Genomic DNA, 16,485 nt, shown 5'->3' on the forward strand with positions numbered 1-16,485 from the left:
TTTAGATTTAAGCAGGTTGCTTGGGTTCAATGCGTAAAATTTTAATACCTACGTACGCATAAATAATGGCTAAGAAAGGGTTAATTAAATTAAAAAAAGCATACAAGGCATAGTCAAATGGGTTTATTAATAAAACGCTTTGCATGTACGCTCCACAGGTATTCCACGGAATTAGCGGGCTTGTTATTGTGCCGCCATCTTCTAAAGTACGCGATAAATTAACGGGCTTTAAGCCACGCTTTTTATATTCTTCTTTAAACATACGACCTGGCACTACAATAGCAATGTATTGATCAGCCGCTATTAAGTTTGTGCCCACACAAGTAGCAATGGTTGATGTAATAAGCGAGCCTGTGCTTTTTGCAATTTTTAAAATGCTCTTAACAAAAATATCTAATAAACCGGTTTTTTCCATAATGGCACCAAACATAAGAGCTGTCATGATCAGCCATGTTGTAGTTAACATCCCTGCCATACCGCCACCACTGAGCAATGAATCCATTTTGTCATCACCCGTGTCGATGCTAAAACCATCGAAAAAAGTCGTCCAAATAATTTTAAAATAACCAACCAACTCACCCTGAGAAAGGTCAATTTGTGTCGCAATTAAATCAGACTGAAACAACATTGCCCACACAGCACCAATCACAGCGCCAATTGAAATTGCCGGAAACGCTGGCATTTTTTTAATAGCTAAAACAAGCAGCACAATTAATGGAATTAACATTTCAAAGCCAATATTAAAGTTTTGCTCTAAAATCGCTGTTATTTCGTCAATCCTGCCGGCTTCGTTAGAAGCCGTTGCATTAAAGCCCATAAATATAAAAATGATCAATGCAATGACAAAGCTAGGAACAGTAGTCCATAACATGTGATGGATATGTTCAAATAAATCAGCTCCTACAACAGCCGGTGCTAAGTTAGTAGTTTCAGAAAGCGGACTGAGTTTGTCACCAAAGTAAGCACCCGAAATAACCGCCCCTGCCGTCACAGTTTGATCAAGCCCTAACCCGGTGGCCACCCCTAAAAGCGCCACACCTATGGTGGCAGCTGTGGTCCAAGAGCTACCTATACTCATTGCAACAATGCCACAAATTAAGCAGCTTGCGGCGTAAAACCAGCTTGGGTTAATAACCTGTAAGCCATAGTAAATGAGCGTTGGCACGGTACCCGACAACAACCAAGTACCAATTAAGGCGCCCACCATTAATAAAATTAAAATAGCACCCAATGATAAGGTAATACCTTCAATCATGGCTTCTTCAAGCTTTTTCCACGTGTAGCCATTTTTTAGCCCTATTAGTGCCGCAGCAAAGGTGGCAAATAATAACGCTATTTGGTTAGGGCCTGATGACGAATTATCGCCAAATAAATATACCGCTGCGCCTAAAAGGCAAATTAAAACAGTGATAGGAACAAGTGCATCAAAAAACGAGGCGGGTTTAATCGGTTTTTCTAAAGGCTTCAAAATAGTGACTCCTGCACACCACATATCGTGGCGTGGTTATTTATTATTTTTAGCGTATCAGTGCTTTTTTTAAGCCACAGTAATGTAACTCAATTTAGTAATTTGCGATTATAGCAATTTAGCGAAATTTAGGTAACAAAAAAGGCGCAAAAAGCGCCTTTTAAACGGGGTAAACACGTGTTTATTTTTTAGCGATACGGCCAAAGTTAATGTAATCTTGAGTGATCAGTGCTGCCTCTTCTAAGAAAGGGTCAAGCTCTTCAATTACCTCAGGTACATCATCTAGGTTTTCTATTGGCTCTTTACCTAAACGCTTTAAACGCTCATTAGTGCGCGCTAGAGTACGTGCTTCATTTTCATCTTTTTCTTTAATACGGTCTGCTTCAACTAAAGAAATAGTTTTGCGGTCTTTCTCTTCATTGTAACGGGCAATATCATCAAATACGTAACCAAACTCTGGCTCTGACTTAATACGTACTTCGTGCTGTTTTTCAAGATAAGTGATTACAGGCGTTAAATTACCCTGCCTATTATACTTAGCTCGTACTATGCTATCCCACGGCAATGCATTATCTTGCTTGCTCTCGCCCCATTCTGCTGGGTCTATCGCCGAAGGGAATGAAATATCAGGAATAACCCCTTTATGCTGGGTACTGCCGCCGTTTATACGGTAAAACTTAGCAATAGTGTATTGTACGCTACCTAAGTCATTGTCGTATAAATCGTACGCACGACCTAAGCCTTTGTGCTGCTGAACCGTTCCCTTACCAAAGGTTTGCTCGCCTATAATTACTGCGCGACCATAGTCTTGCATTGCGGCGGCAAAAATTTCAGAGGCTGAAGCACTATAACGGTCAACTAAAACAGTTAATGGGCCATCGTAGTAGGTAATTCCGTCACGGTCTTTTTGCTCTTCAATACGGTTATTTAATGTATGAATTTGAACAACCGGACCTTGGTCAAAAAACAAGCCTGATAGCTGTGTGGCTTCATATAATGATCCACCGCCATTTTGGCGCAAATCAATAATAATACCGTCTACGTTTTCTTCTTTAAGTTTAGCTAATTCAACTTTAACGTCTTTTGAAAGATTGTTGTAAAAGCCTGGGATCTCAATAACACCAATTTTTGAAGTTAAATTTGAATAACTCGCTTCAAATACTTCAGATTTAGCTGCCCTATCTTCTAAGCGAATTTTATCACGGGTGATTTCAACTACTTTAGGCGTGCCATGTGCATCAGAGCCTTTAAGATACTGTAAACGTACCTTAGTGCCTTTAGGGCCTTTGATTAAATCAACCACATCATCTAATCGCCAGCCAATAACATCAACAAACTCTTTTTGATCTTGGGCAACACCAATAATTTTGTCGTCAGCTTTTAGCTGCTCTGTTTTATCGGCAGGCCCGCCTGGTACTAAGCTACGAATAACGGTGTAATCTTCATCTGGGCTTAAAACGGCGCCAATGCCTTCAAGCTCTAGGTCCATATCCATTTTAAATTGTTCTGCGCGGCGCGGCGATAAGTACGACGTATGCGCCTCAATGCTTCGCGCTAGCGAGTTCATTACAATTTGAAATGCATCTTCTGAATTTGTTTGCACTAAACGTTTTTGTGCATTTTTATAACGCTTAGTAAGGACCTCTTTGATCCCTTCCCAATCTTTGCCTGTCATTTTTAAACGTAAGGCATCGTATTTAACGCGTTCACGCCAAATTTCATCAAGCTCAGCTTGCGATGCTGGCCATGCTGAATCTTCACGGTCAAAAAAGTATTCATCGTCTTTATCAAACGTCATTTCTTTATCGAGTAGTGATAAAGAGTAATCATAGCGTTCAAAACGGCGCTTTAAGCTTAAGTTAAAAATATCAAACGTAAAGTCAAGCTTACCGGTGGTAATAGCATTATCAAAATCGTTGCGGTATTTTTCAAACGCTGCAATGTCGCTTGCTAAAAACACACTTTTGTTAAAATCAAGGGATTCGATATAACGATCGTACACTTTGCTAGAAAGCCCATCGTTAAATCGAACCGGTGTATAGTGTGAACGAGCAAATAAGTTAGCCACTCGTTTGCTGGCAGTGCCATGTTGACTTTCTTGTTTAAGTACAGGCAAGTCTTCAAGTTTTGCCGCTTCTACAGAAGCGAATAAAGAACCCGAAAACAGGGCAGCAACTAACGGAATGAGCGTAAACTTTTTACTCATACACAACTCCTTAATTTATTTACAACTTAAATAATGTATAAGCTGTCAGCTTTGGTTTTAACTTGCATGCCTGTTACTAATTCAACATGAACTTCGTCTTTGTTTACTTCAGTAATTACCGCATTTACAAGTGCTTGGCCAAGTTTAACCTTAACCTTGTTATTAACCTTGACCTCACTTGCAGGTAAAGGTTCAACTTTTCCTGAACGTTTAGCTGGGGCTGCTTTAGCTGGTTTGTTAGCTTGTGCATTGTTTTTGCTAGCGTGGGCTGGTTTTTTCTTGAAAGATTTAGAATCTGATTCTTGGCGTGGACGCTGTTGTTTTTTGCGTTTTGCCATTTTAGCACGGCTTTCTTCTAGTGCTTTTTGAGCGTGGTCAATGTGCTCTTGCTCAACTTTTTCACCTTGATTGCCATCAAGATCAATACGAAACTCTGACTTAGTCACAGCTTCTAAATAACGCCAGTTAGACGTGTATTTTCTAAGCGCTTGACGTACTTGAGTCTTACTTACTTTTTCAGACCCTTCTATACGCTCGGCAATATCTTTAAAAATACCGACTTTAAGCGGTTTAATACCGTCTTTTTGTTTAAAACATTGTGGAAATTCTTGATAAAGAAATTCCAGCACTTCATTAATATCTTTTAGCTTGTTTGTGGTTTCCATTTTAGAACCTATTTTTCACATCTTTTCATCAAGGGACGAGTCAACGTAGTGTATTACCCAGTCGATTAACTCTTCGAAGTCGGCTTCAAGTACAGCCAAATCACCTCGAAGGTGTTCCCAAATACCATTTATTATTTCATCGATTGATTCACAATCTAAATCATCTGGAAGTTTATCCCAGGCTATGTGAATCAAATCATTGAGCGTTTCCGCTACATGTTCTTCTTCCCCTTCCCAATCGCCTACATCTTGTACTGCGAATAGGTAGTCTTGAACATTTAGCAAGTCTTTCATTATAAGCTTGCCTCTAAGCATTTAACTAATGCTTCAAGACCTGCTTGGTCATCAGTATCAAATCGACCAATAGTTGGGCTATCGATATCAAGAACAGCAACTATTTTATCATTTTTCATGATAGGTACAACAATCTCAGAGTTAGACGCTGCATCGCAGGCTATGTGGCCATCGAACGCATGTACATCTTCGATTAGTTGAGTTTCTAACGTTGCTGCAGCCGTACCACACACCCCTTTACCAACAGGGATACGAATACACGCTGGATTACCTTGAAAAGGCCCAAGCACTAATTCACTTGGCGAATCCATAAAGTAAAAGCCCGCCCAATTTACATCTTCTAATGAGGTAAATAATAGCGCACTTACGTTAGCCATATTAGCAATGACATTAGATTCACCAGCAATTAGTGATTCAGTTTGCTTAACTAATGACTGGTAAAAATCGTGCTTTTGCATACCAAACTACTTCTTATTAAACAGACAGTAGCTAAAGGTACTCTTTGTCGTGAAAAATTGAAACCTTTTACAGGCAAAAAAACAGAAATAGCGCCGTTTTTCAGCACGCTTGATTAATATTTCTGCAATTATTTTTTTGATGTTTTACGCAGGCCAAATAAAAATAGTCCTGCGGCAAAAGCGGCCATTACACTATTAATTAAAAATATCTCACCTGTTGTAGCACTGAGTAAATAACTAAATATTGTGCCACCGAGCAGCCCAAGAGTCAGTACACCTGAATAATTCACTTTTGCATACTTAAACATAAGCAAATAACCCGGTACGACAAAAGCGGCCATAGTAAGCCCAACAATATGTGCGTTCGCAATTGCACTCATCAGTAGTTGTAAAAAAATGGTAACCGCATCGCCATTCATAGTGAGCCCATAATAAAGGCCAAGTAAACTACCAACAATCACAGGGGATAATAAAGAAAGCGCGACACTTTTGGCTAGTTGATGTTTCATATAAGTTCCTAATTACACACTACAAACATTATCTTAAGCATGCACCAAGTTCTTAAGGTTAGAAATAGAGACTATGGTCGTAATTTATGATGGGAAAACAAGCACTCTTTAAACTGCTGTAACTAGGCATTTTAATTTTATAAAAAATATACCTTAGCGTTTATAGCAAAGGTATTTAACCCCCTTTGAAAGGTGTGATAATTTGAAGATTTAATTTATGTTGGGCTGTTTAGTGAGTGGGTTTAATAATGTTTTGCAAATGATTTTAATAAATGGTTTTGCAAACTAAAAGCAAACACACATTGAGCTGCCAGCCCACACTTACTTTGAGCTGCTTAGTCGCCTATAAGACAAAGTTCACTACCTTATAGGCGCTATCGTCAATAAAACCTAACCTTTAGATTTCAATATTAAATACGTTCTTCAATTAATGACTAATTTACGCATAGCCAGCGTCGTAGGTATACAGCACAGCAAAGCTGCAAAAGTGATGATGTATAGTTAATTGTGTCAAAAGGTTGAAATACAAATAAAACAAACAACGTTATCAATGAGAATCGTTGCACGATAAACAATAGGTTTTCTTGAAGGTAAATCATCCTTGAGCCACAACATACTATTTTAAAATCTAAAAAATAAAAGTAGTACATCAATATGTTAATAATCTATCAATAGCGGCTAATAGCAAACCGAAATGGGGAAATAAGCGAGGAAACCTAAGGTGGCCTGATAATAAAGCGTAAAAACAAAAAAGCCCGCTAAAAAGCGGGCTTTAATATAATGGTGGAGAGATAGGGATTTGAACCCTAGATGGGCTACAAACCCATGCCGGTTTTCAAGACCGGTGCATTCGACCACTCTGCCATCTCTCCGAAAGTGCTATAAATTACAAGTAAGAGTGTACTCATAATTATTGTAATAAGGTGGTGGAGAGATAGGGATTTGAACCCTAGATAGGCTACAAACCTATGCCGGTTTTCAAGACCGGTGCATTCGACCACTCTGCCATCTCTCCGCACGGCCTGCATAATAGGGAAACCCATTGGCTTTGTGAAGCTTTTTTTTAAAAAAATTGTTCAAGTGCTTAAAAAACAATTAATTTGTTTAAAGATAAAACAAATAATTTCTTTTTGATGCTTTAATGAACTTTAATTAAAAAATAACACTCTATTGATCTACAAAGGTTTGCCCAAACATATAAGAGTTGGTAATCTAATTTTAGTTAAATTATCGAAACAAACATGTTTCACTTAAAGGAGCTCTACAATGGCATTTAATCATTCGTACAATACCGCTAAACCGGTAATGTCGACCATTGAAACAAACAAGGTACTTAAAAACACCTATTTCTTACTGGCCATGACATTAGCATTTAGTGCTGTTACGGCGGGTATTTCAATGGCATTACAATTACCTTACTTTATGGGAATTGTGTTCACACTGGTTTCGTTTGGTTTATTATTTGTTGTAAACAAAAAAGCAGACTCAGCCTCAGGCGTGTTTTGGGTGTTTGCTTTTACAGGCTGTATGGGCGCAGGCCTTGGCCCACTACTTAACTATTATGCAGCTATGCCTAATGGCCCTATGCTTATTATGCAGGCGCTTGGTTCTACTGCATTAATATTTTTTGGTCTATCGGCTTATGCATTAAACACTAAAAAAGACTTCTCATTTATGGGTGGTTTTTTAACAGTAGGCTTACTAGTGGTTATTGTTGCAAGCATAGTTAACATCTTCATTGGCAGCTCGCTAATGTTTATGGTGCTTAACGCTGCTGTTGTGTTAATCATGTCTGGCTTAATCTTATTTGATACTAGCCGTATTATTAATGGCGGCGAAACTAACTACATTCGCGCGACGGTCGCTCTATACTTAAACGTATATAACCTATTTACTTCTTTACTGCACCTTCTTGGCGCAAGTGATGACTAATTAAATAGTTCTGTTAAAATAGCCCCTTTATTGGGGCTTTTTTATTGGAATTGTTTTGGCGCGATTTGTTCTTTCTTTACATACTCCTCCTTCAGATCATGACTCAACGCAACGTATTATAAAGTTTGCGAATGCATGTTTAGCACAAGGCCACACCATAGATGCGATATTTTTGTATCAAAATGGGATTTATCACGCGTCAGCTCACTTTGAGCTAGCCTCTGACGAGCTGCAAATTCCTACGCAATGGCAACAACTTGCAGATAAAAACGTCAACTTAATGCTATGTATTACTGCAGCAGAAAAACGTGGCTTAAACACAAGCCAAACAGGTGTATTTACTGTAGCCGGGCTTGCAGAATTTGCCATGCTAGCGAGTGATGCAGATAAATGGATACAGTTTAAATGAAAAACGTTTTAGTAATGAGCCAATCCAGCCCCTTTGATGAGCTTAATACCCGCGATGCCCTAGACATGTCACTGATATTTGCCGCAGTTGAGCAAAATATTAGCTGGCTATTTAGCGGCCCTGCTGTGCTTGCTTTAAAACATAATCAATCAACACAGCAACTTGGTATAAAAGATTTTTTTAAAAACATCAAAACGCTTGAAATCTATGAAGTAGAAAACATATATGTATGTGAAAAATCGTTACTAGATTATAACTTAAACAAATCTCAATTAATTATTGGTTCAACAAGCCTCAATTACACTGATCAACAGCAGCTGATCGGCCAGCAAGATTTTGTGGTGAACCTATGAGTACATTACACATTTTTTCAAAGCCACTGGCTTATTACGACTCTACTCAGCTTGAAAACTTAATTAAAGACACCGATAAAGTACTCCTTGTTGGTGATGCCTGTTATGCCGCTAAGCAGTATTTTCAATTAAACGATTCATTATTGTTGCTTTTAGAGGATGCGCAGGCACGCGCAGTTAAACTAAGCCCAGGCCAAACACTTATTAATTACGATGAGTTTGTTGCCCTTACTCTATCTACTAACCAATCTATTACCTGGTAATCCATGCTTGAATTTAATAATCAACAAATCGACACTGATAAACAAGGCTACTTGCTAGATTACACCTTGTGGACAAAAGAGTTAGCCTCCATTATCGCCGAGCAAGAAAACATTATCTTGAGCGAACAACACTGGGAAGTGATTAATTTTGTGCGCAATTTTTACTTAGAATATAACACCAGCCCAGCAATAAGAATGCTTGTTAAAGCCATGGCTAAAGCGCTTGGCGAGGACAAAGGCAATAGTATTTATTTGTATAAATTATTTCCCAAGGGGCCTGCAAAACAAGCCACAAAAATTGCCGGCTTACCCAAGCCCGCTAGGTGTATTTAATGGCGAACAAACCAATGCATAATCGCGCAAGTAAAAGTACCACTAAACGAACCACGGGTAGAACTTACTCACGCAATTCGCTCACTAAAAAAAGCACAACTTCGCGTGAAGTTAAACCCGCTATAGCGCCTAAAGATAGAAAAATTGTTTTATTTAACAAGCCTTACGATGTGCTTTGCCAATTTACAGACGATGCCAATAGAAAAACCTTGGCTGAATTTATTCCCATTAAAGATGTATACGCTGCAGGCAGACTCGACCGTGACAGTGAAGGCTTGTTACTTTTAACAAACTGCGGAAAGCTTCAAAATACCCTTACCGCACCGAGTAAAAAAACCAATAAAACCTATTGGGTGCAAGTTGAAGGTGAGCCTAGCGCAGAGGCCATTAATGCCCTGTGTAAAGGTGTTGAACTAAAAGATGGGATGACCTTACCCGCAAACGTAAAAATTATTGACGAGCCAAAACTTTGGCCTCGCGTGCCGCCGGTAAGAGAGCGAAAATCGATTCCTACAACGTGGTTAAGTATTACAATTAATGAAGGACGTAATAGGCAAGTTCGCCGTATGACCGCCCATGTTGGGCACCCTACATTAAGGCTTATTCGCTACAGTATTGGCAATTACACGCTAGATGGCATAAACAGCGCACAGTACAGTGTTATAAAAGGTGAGGTAAATGCATAAACCCCATGTAACGGTGGCTGCTGTAGTAAAAAAAGGAGAGCGTTTTTTACTGGTAAAAGAGCGAGATAAATTTACTTCTAATATTTGTTATAACCAACCTGCTGGCCATTTAGAAGTAAACGAAACACTGGCTCAAGCAGCCAGCAGAGAGCTTTTTGAAGAAGCAGGTTTGTCCCTAACGCCCACTGGCTTAATCGGTATTTATAACTTACATGCGGCTAATGGGGTGCATTACTTACGCTTTTGTTTTATGTTTGATGGCACTCAAATCACCACTGAGCCCTGCCCAAAAGATGCAGATATAATTAGTGCTAACTGGCACAGTTTAGGGGACATTAAAGCACTGCCTCTAAGAAGCCATTTAGTGTTAAAATGTATTGAAGACAGCCTAAACCGCCATATTCAAGACATAGACTTTATTTACGACGATAATTAAACATCTGCGCTTTATATAATTCTCAAAGCTATATAAATAGTCCAAGGCTATAAATTAACTTAATGCTAAACAATTTCGTCCTTGCCTTTTTGAATAATAAAGTGCGCTGTCGGCGGCCTTAATAAACTCTTTTTGATCGCAACTATCCTCTTTATTAATTGCGTGAATACCCATGCTCAGGGTTAAGTAACCGGTAAAGCTGTCTTCATGAGGGATGTGCAGCTCTTCAATTGCCTTTTGAATATGCTCAGCAATAAATAAGGCCCCTTGTTTATCGGTTTGAGGCAGCAATACAACAAATTCTTCTCCGCCATAACGCGCCACAAAGTCCTCTGTGCGGCTTACCGTACACGCTATTGCTTGCGCCACGTTATACAAACATAAATCACCTTCAACATGCCCGTAGCGGTCGTTAAAGAGTTTAAAGTGATCAATATCGATTAAAATAATTGCCAAATCGTCACCACACTCAACGGCTTTTTCGAACTCTTTACTTAGCTTTTCATCAAAACGACGTCTATTTGCTATTTGTGTTAGCGAATCTAAAAATGCCATGTCGCGTAAAATATTTTGATCTTCTAAACGCTTGGTCGCATCATTAAATACAGCAATATATTCATCGCCCAAATTGATTCCAGATACTTCCATAGTAATTGTATTACCGTTTTTACAAGTAACATGGTAATCATGCGCGGGGATGTCTTGCCCTGTTTCATTGCCAATTTCTAACGCCGATTGCCACGTTTTTTTCACGGCCACTCGATAGTGAGGATCTGGGTATGCATTAACCCACCACTGCTCTAAGTTAGGTAAGTCATCAACGGTATAACCAAATACATCTATAAAGCGCTGATTAACTCTAATAATATCGCCGGTTTTAGCACACACATTAGAGATAGGCATAGGCAAAATAGTAAATAAATGGGCGTAGTGGCTCATCTCGTGGCGCTTCATAGGATGATGCATTTTTTTAGATAGGAAACTGTATGGCACATCTTCTTTTTCGTGAGAAAGCGAATGCTCCATAGTTAATACAAAGTACCACTCGTTCCACCATTTTTGTGTTGTTTCAACTAACGCCACTTCAGATTGGTTAATTAAATCTAAAGATGCAGTAACTGAATCAAAAATAGCATCAACGGGGCTAGTCTGTTGAGAGTCTACGGGTACGCTGTGTTTAAATATTTCATGAAAAAGTTTGTAGGCAGATTGCTTAAACTCACTCGTCGGGTTTTCAAGTAACTGCTTTACATGAAAGCTTGAGTTAGTCGTATAAAACGTAATTAGGGTCGTAAGTTTTTTTACCTGAAAGGCGTAATTCATATATTCATTCCGTTGAAAATATTAAGGCAATAAAAATGCAAATTTAATACAAAAATCTTGCCTGTTCCTTAATTGTACAACAAACACAAGGTAATACGGACGCTATTATTATGCGCTCAGACAATAATGGCACCGAAATATCTTTTTACAATGGCTTATTTAAATTTTTCATCATTTTTTATGTTAAATGCGTTTCAGTCTTATTTGCTATTTATTATATGAATAAAATAACTACAAAATCGTGTGTTTGCACCACTCCTCCCTTTAAGCAAAAACAAAATGCGTGCTATAATCGCGGCCTTTCCAAGTTAACAGCAATCTGTATAAGCGAAATTATTCATGAGCGAAAATAGTCACATTAAAGTCATCGTTGGTATGTCCGGCGGTGTTGATTCTTCTGTATCTGCATATTTATTACAACAACAGGGCTACCAAGTAGAAGGCCTGTTTATGAAGAACTGGGAAGAAGACGACAATGACGAATACTGTGCAGCCGCTGAAGATTTAAAAGATGCACAAGCAGTGTGTGACAAATTAGGCATCGAGCTTCATACCGTTAACTTTGCAGCCGAATACTGGGATAACGTTTTTGAGTACTTTTTAGAAGAGTACAAAGCGGGCCGTACGCCAAACCCAGATATTATGTGTAACAAAGAAATTAAATTTAAAGCATTTTTAGAATTTGCAGCACAAGCACTTGGCGCCGATTATATTGCAACAGGCCATTATGTTCGTCGTGAACTACGAGACGACAAATACGTTATGTGCCGAGGCTTAGACGATAACAAAGATCAAAGCTATTTCTTATATACCTTAAGCCATGAACACATAGGCCAAACGCTTTTCCCAGTAGGCGATATAGCTAAACCAGACGTACGCCGTATTGCAGAAGAGCAAGACTTAATCACCCATGACAAAAAAGATAGCACCGGTATTTGTTTTATTGGTGAGCGTAAATTTAAAGACTTTTTACAAAAGTTTCTACCTGCTCAACCAGGTGTGATTGAAGATACTGACGGCAACAACGTAGGTGAGCATGAAGGGCTTATGTATCATACACTTGGCCAGCGTAAAGGCTTGTTAATTGGTGGCATGAAAGAAGGCTCTGGCGAGCCATGGTACGTGGTAGATAAAGACGTTGAGCGCAATGTGCTCGTTGTCGGACAAGGTAAAGACCACCCTCGCCTATACAGCAATGGCCTAAACGCCAATCAATTACATTGGGTAGACCGTGTTGGCCCTCAAGGCACGACGCGCTGCACCGTTAAAACCCGTTACCGCCAAGAAGATATTAATTGTACCCTTCTCGTTGGGGAAGATGGTATGGCACGCGTATTGTTTGATGAACCACAAAAAGCCGTTACACCGGGTCAATCAGCTGTATTTTATGCCGATGATGTGTGTTTAGGTGGCGGTATTATAGATTCGGTGATTAAGTAATGAATCAACACCAAGTCATGGCGCTTGCCGCCATGTGCCAAGTGGCTAAACAAGTACAAAAAATTGCGCAATACGGCAGCGCAAACGATTCAGACTTAGACGTGCTATTTACAAGTATTGTACAAACATCACCCGCATCGCCGGTTGATGTTTATCAAGGTACGCATAACTTGCGCGACGGCTATAAAACATTAATGGCGCAGCTTACTGCTGGCGCTCAAAAAGATGTTGAAATAGTTAAGTACGTAGGTGGTTTAATGCAGCTTGAACGTATTTTAAATAACGAGCCAAAAAGCTTAGCTGAACTTGGCCGTCGTATCGACGACATTCATCGTCGCTTAGATCACTTTGCCATAACCGATGACACCGTAGTTGCCGGTTTAGCAGATATATACTCGTCGGTGCTGAGCCCCCTTGGGCACCGAATTCAGGTTTATGGTAAACCCGAGTTATTAAAACAGCAGCAAACGCAAAATAAAATTCGTGCCCTTTTATTAGCAGGAATTCGCAGTGCTGTATTATGGCGACAAATGGGCGGTAAACGCCGTCACTTTTTCTTTGCAAAAAGAAAAATTCTCGCTATTGCAAAAACAAACATTTAATTATCGTTCAAAACTAAAATTTAGGAGTTATTATGGAGCTTTCAGCGTTAACCGCTATCTCTCCAGTGGATGGTCGCTACGGCAGCAAAACCACTGAACTACGCAGTATTTTCAGCGAATTTGGCTTAATCAAATACCGCGTAACCGTTGAAGTGCGTTGGTTGCAAGCCTTAGCTGCAGCAAGTGATATTAAAGAAGTACCTGCATTTAGCGAACAAGCCAATGCACTTTTAAATGCCATTGTTGATAACTTCAGCGAAGCTGACGCACAGCGTGTTAAAGACATTGAACGCACCACAAACCACGATGTTAAAGCGGTAGAATATTTACTAAAAGAAAAAGTAGCCGATAACAGCGAAATTAACGCTATTAACGAGTTCATCCATTTTGCCTGTACATCAGAAGATATTAATAACCTATCTCATGGTTTAATGCTAAGCGAAGCTCGTGATAATGTGCTCCTTCCATACTGCGACCAACTACTTAACGCTATAAAAGAAAAAGCCATTGAGTACAAAGCAGTACCTATGATGACGCGTACCCACGGCCAACCAGCTACGCCTTCAACAATGGGTAAAGAGTTTGCTAACGTATACATGCGTTTAAAACGCCAACGCGACCAAATCGCACAGGTAGAAATGCTAGGTAAAATTAACGGTGCTGTAGGTAACTACAATGCTCACCTGAGTGCTTACCCAGATTACGATTGGCATACCCACGCAAGCAACTTTGTAACTAGCCTTGGTTTAACCTTTAACCCGTTCACTACACAAATAGAGCCGCATGACTACATTGCCGAGCTATTTGATGCTATTGCTCGCTTTAACACTATTTTACTTGATTTTGATCGTGACGTTTGGGGTTACATTGCCCTAAACCACTTTAAGCAAAAAACCATTGCTGGCGAAATCGGCTCTTCAACAATGCCGCATAAAGTAAACCCTATCGACTTTGAAAACTCAGAAGGTAACCTAGGCTTAGCAAATGCTATATTTGCTCACCTTGCACAAAAACTGCCTGTTTCTCGTTGGCAGCGTGACCTTACCGACTCAACCGTTTTACGTAACTTAGGTGTGGGTATGGGCTACACGCTTATTGCGTATCAATCTACACTTAAAGGCGTAAGCAAGCTTGAAGTAAATGAGCAACGTTTACTTGATGAGCTTGATCAAAACTGGGAATTACTTGCTGAGCCAATTCAAACGGTTATGCGTAAATACGGTATTGAAAAACCATACGAAAAACTTAAAGATTTAACGCGTGGTAAACGTGTAAATCAAGAGATTATGGCCGACTTTATCGATGGTTTAGACCTGCCAGAGCACGCTAAAGTAGAAATGAAAAAACTAACACCTGCCAACTACATTGGCCGCGCTGTTGAGTTTATTGACGATTTAGTTTAAATACTAAATTGCGCATATAAAAAGCGAAAGGATAATCCCTTTCGCTTTTTTTGTACTAAAAATTATAGGCCAACTCTATGTACCAATTAAAAATAAACAACCTCTGTGAGCAAGAATTTTTAAACCAATACTGGCAAAAAAAACCGCTATTAATTAAACAAGGCTTTACAGACTTTCAAGACCCAATAGAGGCAGAAGAGCTTGCCGGTCTTGCTATGGAAGAAAGTATAGAGTCGCGAATTGTTACTAACCACAATAACGATTGGCAAGCATACCAAGGCCCATTTGAAGACTTTGAAAAATTAACTGAGCAACACGCTACTTTATTGGTACAAGCGGTTGATCATTGGCATAGCGATGCAGCACAACTGCTTCACCCTTTTAGGTTTATACCTAACTGGCGAATAGATGATTTAATGATCAGCTACTCAACCCCTAAAGGTGGCGTAGGTCCGCACCTAGATCAGTACGATGTATTTATTATTCAAGGCCAGGGTAAGCGTCATTGGCGTGTTGGCCTGCCTGATCCCACACTTAAACAATTTGCGCAAAATAAAAAACTACTGCAAGTTGAGCAATTTGAAGCCGTTATAGATTGTATTTTAGAGCCCGGCGATATTTTATACATACCACCTGGGTGCCCTCACGAAGGCTATGCAATAGAAAACGCCCTTAACTACTCGGTTGGATTTAGAGCGCCTAATCAACAAGACTTATTTTCTAGTTTTGCCGATCATGTTATTGATACCGACAGCGGCCAAAAACGCTATACCGATCACACTTTAGCCCTTAGGGACTCTAAAGGTGAGCTTTTACAGAGCGAAACCGATAAAGTTAAAACCCTTATGCAAGCGCTACTTAATAACGATGAGCTATTTAAGCATTGGCTTGGTAATACCTTAAGCCAAGCCAAGCACGAAATGGACTTAGCACCGCTTGAAGAGCTAATAACCTGCGAGCAAATTAGTGATTTTATAGCAAACAATGCAGAAGAATTTGAGCGTTTAGGCGGCGTACGTGCTATCTATCAGCAGCTAGAAGACACCCTATTATTAAGTATTAATGGCGAAAACTACCCGTTACCACTTTGCGACTTAAATGCCGTTAAACTATTAACAGATCATGATTATGTTAATACCGACGATTTAAACGCAGCGCAGCCCAGCCTAGTTTTTATTCAAACCTTTACTACACTAGTTAATGAGGGGATGTGGTTTAATTAGAGGTGCGCTATGGGCTATCAAATTAATAAGGTCGAGTGGGATAGGCAAAAAGACCAGCTACAACAAATACGTGAAAAAGTATTTGTGTATGAGCTACACATACCCAAACGAGTAGAATTTGATAGCCAAGACAAACTAGCACACCATGTGCTAGTTACTCACAACAGTAACGCACCCGTAGCCACAGGTAGGCTGTGTACAGATGGCTTAATAGGCCGAATAGCCGTTTTACCCGCACACCGTAATCGCCACGTTTATACTTCATTACTTACTTTTATTGTTAATCTTGCCGCTAACGATGGGCACCAAGTTATTAGTATTAATTGTATTTTAAACGAAGTTGAACGCTTTAAACGAAACGGCTTTATACAACAAGGCGGTGTTTTTATGGAAGCAGGTATACCTAGGCAGCGAATGCAATGCCAAGTGTCTGAGTTTGTCACTAAACCATTTACATTAGTACATTAAAAAAGGGCCGTTAA

General features: G+C 39.6%; 19 protein-coding genes and 2 tRNA genes. 12 read left to right on the forward strand and 9 right to left on the reverse strand.

Features of this window, described 5'->3' with window-relative positions:
- Nucleotides 1-7: 7 nt before the first annotated feature.
- The 8 genes from nhaC to EJ103_RS08915 all read right to left on the reverse strand — a co-directional run bounded on the left by nhaC (nt 8) and on the right by EJ103_RS08915 (nt 6,615).
- Complete coding sequence (gene nhaC / locus EJ103_RS08880; protein WP_171036153.1) at nt 8-1,468, reverse strand: Na+/H+ antiporter NhaC; 1,461 nt, start codon at nt 1,466-1,468, stop codon at nt 8-10.
- Nucleotides 1,469-1,649: 181 nt separating this feature from the next.
- Complete coding sequence (gene prc / locus EJ103_RS08885; protein ID WP_126007209.1) at nt 1,650-3,674, reverse strand: carboxy terminal-processing peptidase; 2,025 nt, start codon at nt 3,672-3,674, stop codon at nt 1,650-1,652.
- Between the two features lie 26 nt (nt 3,675-3,700).
- Nucleotides 3,701-4,339, reverse strand: coding sequence for an RNA chaperone ProQ (gene proQ, locus EJ103_RS08890; RefSeq protein WP_126007211.1), 639 nt, complete (start codon nt 4,337-4,339; stop codon nt 3,701-3,703).
- 15 nt (nt 4,340-4,354) lie between these two features.
- Nucleotides 4,355-4,633 (reverse strand): hypothetical protein, encoded by a 279-nt coding sequence (locus tag EJ103_RS08895; RefSeq protein WP_004586713.1) that lies wholly within the window; start codon nt 4,631-4,633, stop codon nt 4,355-4,357.
- Nucleotides 4,633-5,091: a GAF domain-containing protein gene (locus tag EJ103_RS08900; protein WP_004586714.1), complete on the reverse strand. Its 459-nt coding sequence runs from the start codon at nt 5,089-5,091 to the stop codon at nt 4,633-4,635. The genes EJ103_RS08895 and EJ103_RS08900 overlap by 1 nt, the downstream gene beginning before the upstream one ends.
- Nucleotides 5,092-5,219: 128 nt before the next feature.
- The gene (locus tag EJ103_RS08905; RefSeq protein WP_126007213.1) at nt 5,220-5,600 is read right to left on the reverse strand and encodes a hypothetical protein; all 381 of its coding nucleotides are present in this window, start codon (nt 5,598-5,600) and stop codon (nt 5,220-5,222) included.
- 781 nt (nt 5,601-6,381) lie between these two features.
- A tRNA-Ser gene (locus EJ103_RS08910) sits at nt 6,382-6,472 on the reverse strand.
- Between the two features lie 52 nt (nt 6,473-6,524).
- Nucleotides 6,525-6,615, reverse strand: a tRNA-Ser gene (locus EJ103_RS08915).
- 251 nt (nt 6,616-6,866) lie between these two features.
- Between EJ103_RS08915 and EJ103_RS08920 the strand changes: the two genes are divergently transcribed.
- Genes EJ103_RS08920 through EJ103_RS08950 form a run of 7 tightly spaced genes read left to right on the forward strand, consistent with a single transcriptional unit; the run spans nt 6,867 to nt 10,012 of the window.
- Nucleotides 6,867-7,532, forward strand: coding sequence for a Bax inhibitor-1/YccA family protein (locus EJ103_RS08920; RefSeq protein WP_004586716.1), 666 nt, complete (start codon nt 6,867-6,869; stop codon nt 7,530-7,532).
- A 55-nt stretch (nt 7,533-7,587) separates the two neighbouring features.
- Nucleotides 7,588-7,941, forward strand: coding sequence for a sulfurtransferase complex subunit TusD (gene tusD, locus EJ103_RS08925; protein WP_004586717.1), 354 nt, complete (start codon nt 7,588-7,590; stop codon nt 7,939-7,941).
- Nucleotides 7,938-8,294 (forward strand): DsrE family protein, encoded by a 357-nt coding sequence (locus EJ103_RS08930; protein ID WP_126007215.1) that lies wholly within the window; start codon nt 7,938-7,940, stop codon nt 8,292-8,294. Before tusD ends, EJ103_RS08930 begins: the two co-directional genes overlap by 4 nt.
- A complete protein-coding gene (gene tusB, locus EJ103_RS08935; RefSeq protein ID WP_054982589.1) occupies nt 8,291-8,557 on the forward strand; it encodes a sulfurtransferase complex subunit TusB in 267 nt (88 codons plus the stop codon). Before EJ103_RS08930 ends, tusB begins: the two co-directional genes overlap by 4 nt.
- A gap of 3 nt (nt 8,558-8,560) precedes the next feature.
- Nucleotides 8,561-8,890, forward strand: a complete 330-nt coding sequence (locus EJ103_RS08940) for a TusE/DsrC/DsvC family sulfur relay protein (protein ID WP_126007217.1) — start codon at nt 8,561-8,563, stop codon at nt 8,888-8,890.
- Nucleotides 8,890-9,576, forward strand: a complete 687-nt coding sequence (locus tag EJ103_RS08945) for a pseudouridine synthase (RefSeq protein ID WP_126007219.1) — start codon at nt 8,890-8,892, stop codon at nt 9,574-9,576. The genes EJ103_RS08940 and EJ103_RS08945 overlap by 1 nt, the downstream gene beginning before the upstream one ends.
- The gene (locus tag EJ103_RS08950) at nt 9,569-10,012 is read left to right on the forward strand and encodes an NUDIX domain-containing protein (protein WP_126007221.1); all 444 of its coding nucleotides are present in this window, start codon (nt 9,569-9,571) and stop codon (nt 10,010-10,012) included. The genes EJ103_RS08945 and EJ103_RS08950 overlap by 8 nt, the downstream gene beginning before the upstream one ends.
- 54 nt (nt 10,013-10,066) lie before the next feature.
- Here EJ103_RS08950 and EJ103_RS08955 read toward each other — a convergent pair whose 3' ends face one another.
- Entirely contained in the window at nt 10,067-11,335 is a 1,269-nt protein-coding gene (locus EJ103_RS08955; RefSeq protein ID WP_126007223.1) for a diguanylate cyclase, read from the reverse strand.
- A 339-nt stretch (nt 11,336-11,674) separates the two neighbouring features.
- Here EJ103_RS08955 and mnmA point away from each other — a divergent pair, with 339 nt between their 5' ends.
- From mnmA to EJ103_RS08980, 5 genes are all read left to right on the forward strand, one after another.
- Nucleotides 11,675-12,775 (forward strand): tRNA 2-thiouridine(34) synthase MnmA, encoded by a 1,101-nt coding sequence (gene mnmA, locus EJ103_RS08960; RefSeq protein ID WP_004586724.1) that lies wholly within the window; start codon nt 11,675-11,677, stop codon nt 12,773-12,775.
- Nucleotides 12,775-13,377 carry a high frequency lysogenization protein HflD gene (gene hflD / locus EJ103_RS08965; RefSeq protein WP_004586725.1) on the forward strand — a complete coding sequence of 201 codons (603 nt, stop codon included), beginning with the start codon at nt 12,775-12,777 and terminating at the stop codon, nt 13,375-13,377. The genes mnmA and hflD overlap by 1 nt, the downstream gene beginning before the upstream one ends.
- 32 nt (nt 13,378-13,409) lie before the next feature.
- Nucleotides 13,410-14,780, forward strand: a complete 1,371-nt coding sequence (purB, locus tag EJ103_RS08970) for an adenylosuccinate lyase (protein ID WP_024033516.1) — start codon at nt 13,410-13,412, stop codon at nt 14,778-14,780.
- Nucleotides 14,781-14,857: 77 nt separating this feature from the next.
- On the forward strand, nt 14,858-16,003 hold the full coding sequence (locus tag EJ103_RS08975; RefSeq protein WP_126007225.1) for a cupin domain-containing protein: 1,146 nt from the start codon (nt 14,858-14,860) through the stop codon (nt 16,001-16,003).
- Nucleotides 16,004-16,012: 9 nt separating this feature from the next.
- On the forward strand, nt 16,013-16,471 hold the full coding sequence (locus EJ103_RS08980) for a GNAT family N-acetyltransferase (RefSeq protein ID WP_121637558.1): 459 nt from the start codon (nt 16,013-16,015) through the stop codon (nt 16,469-16,471).
- The last annotated feature ends 14 nt before the right edge of the window (nt 16,472-16,485 follow it).

Origin of the sequence: Pseudoalteromonas sp. Xi13, assembly GCF_003952205.1 — a bacterium.
Taxonomy (GTDB): Bacteria; Pseudomonadota; Gammaproteobacteria; order Enterobacterales; family Alteromonadaceae; genus Pseudoalteromonas; species Pseudoalteromonas atlantica.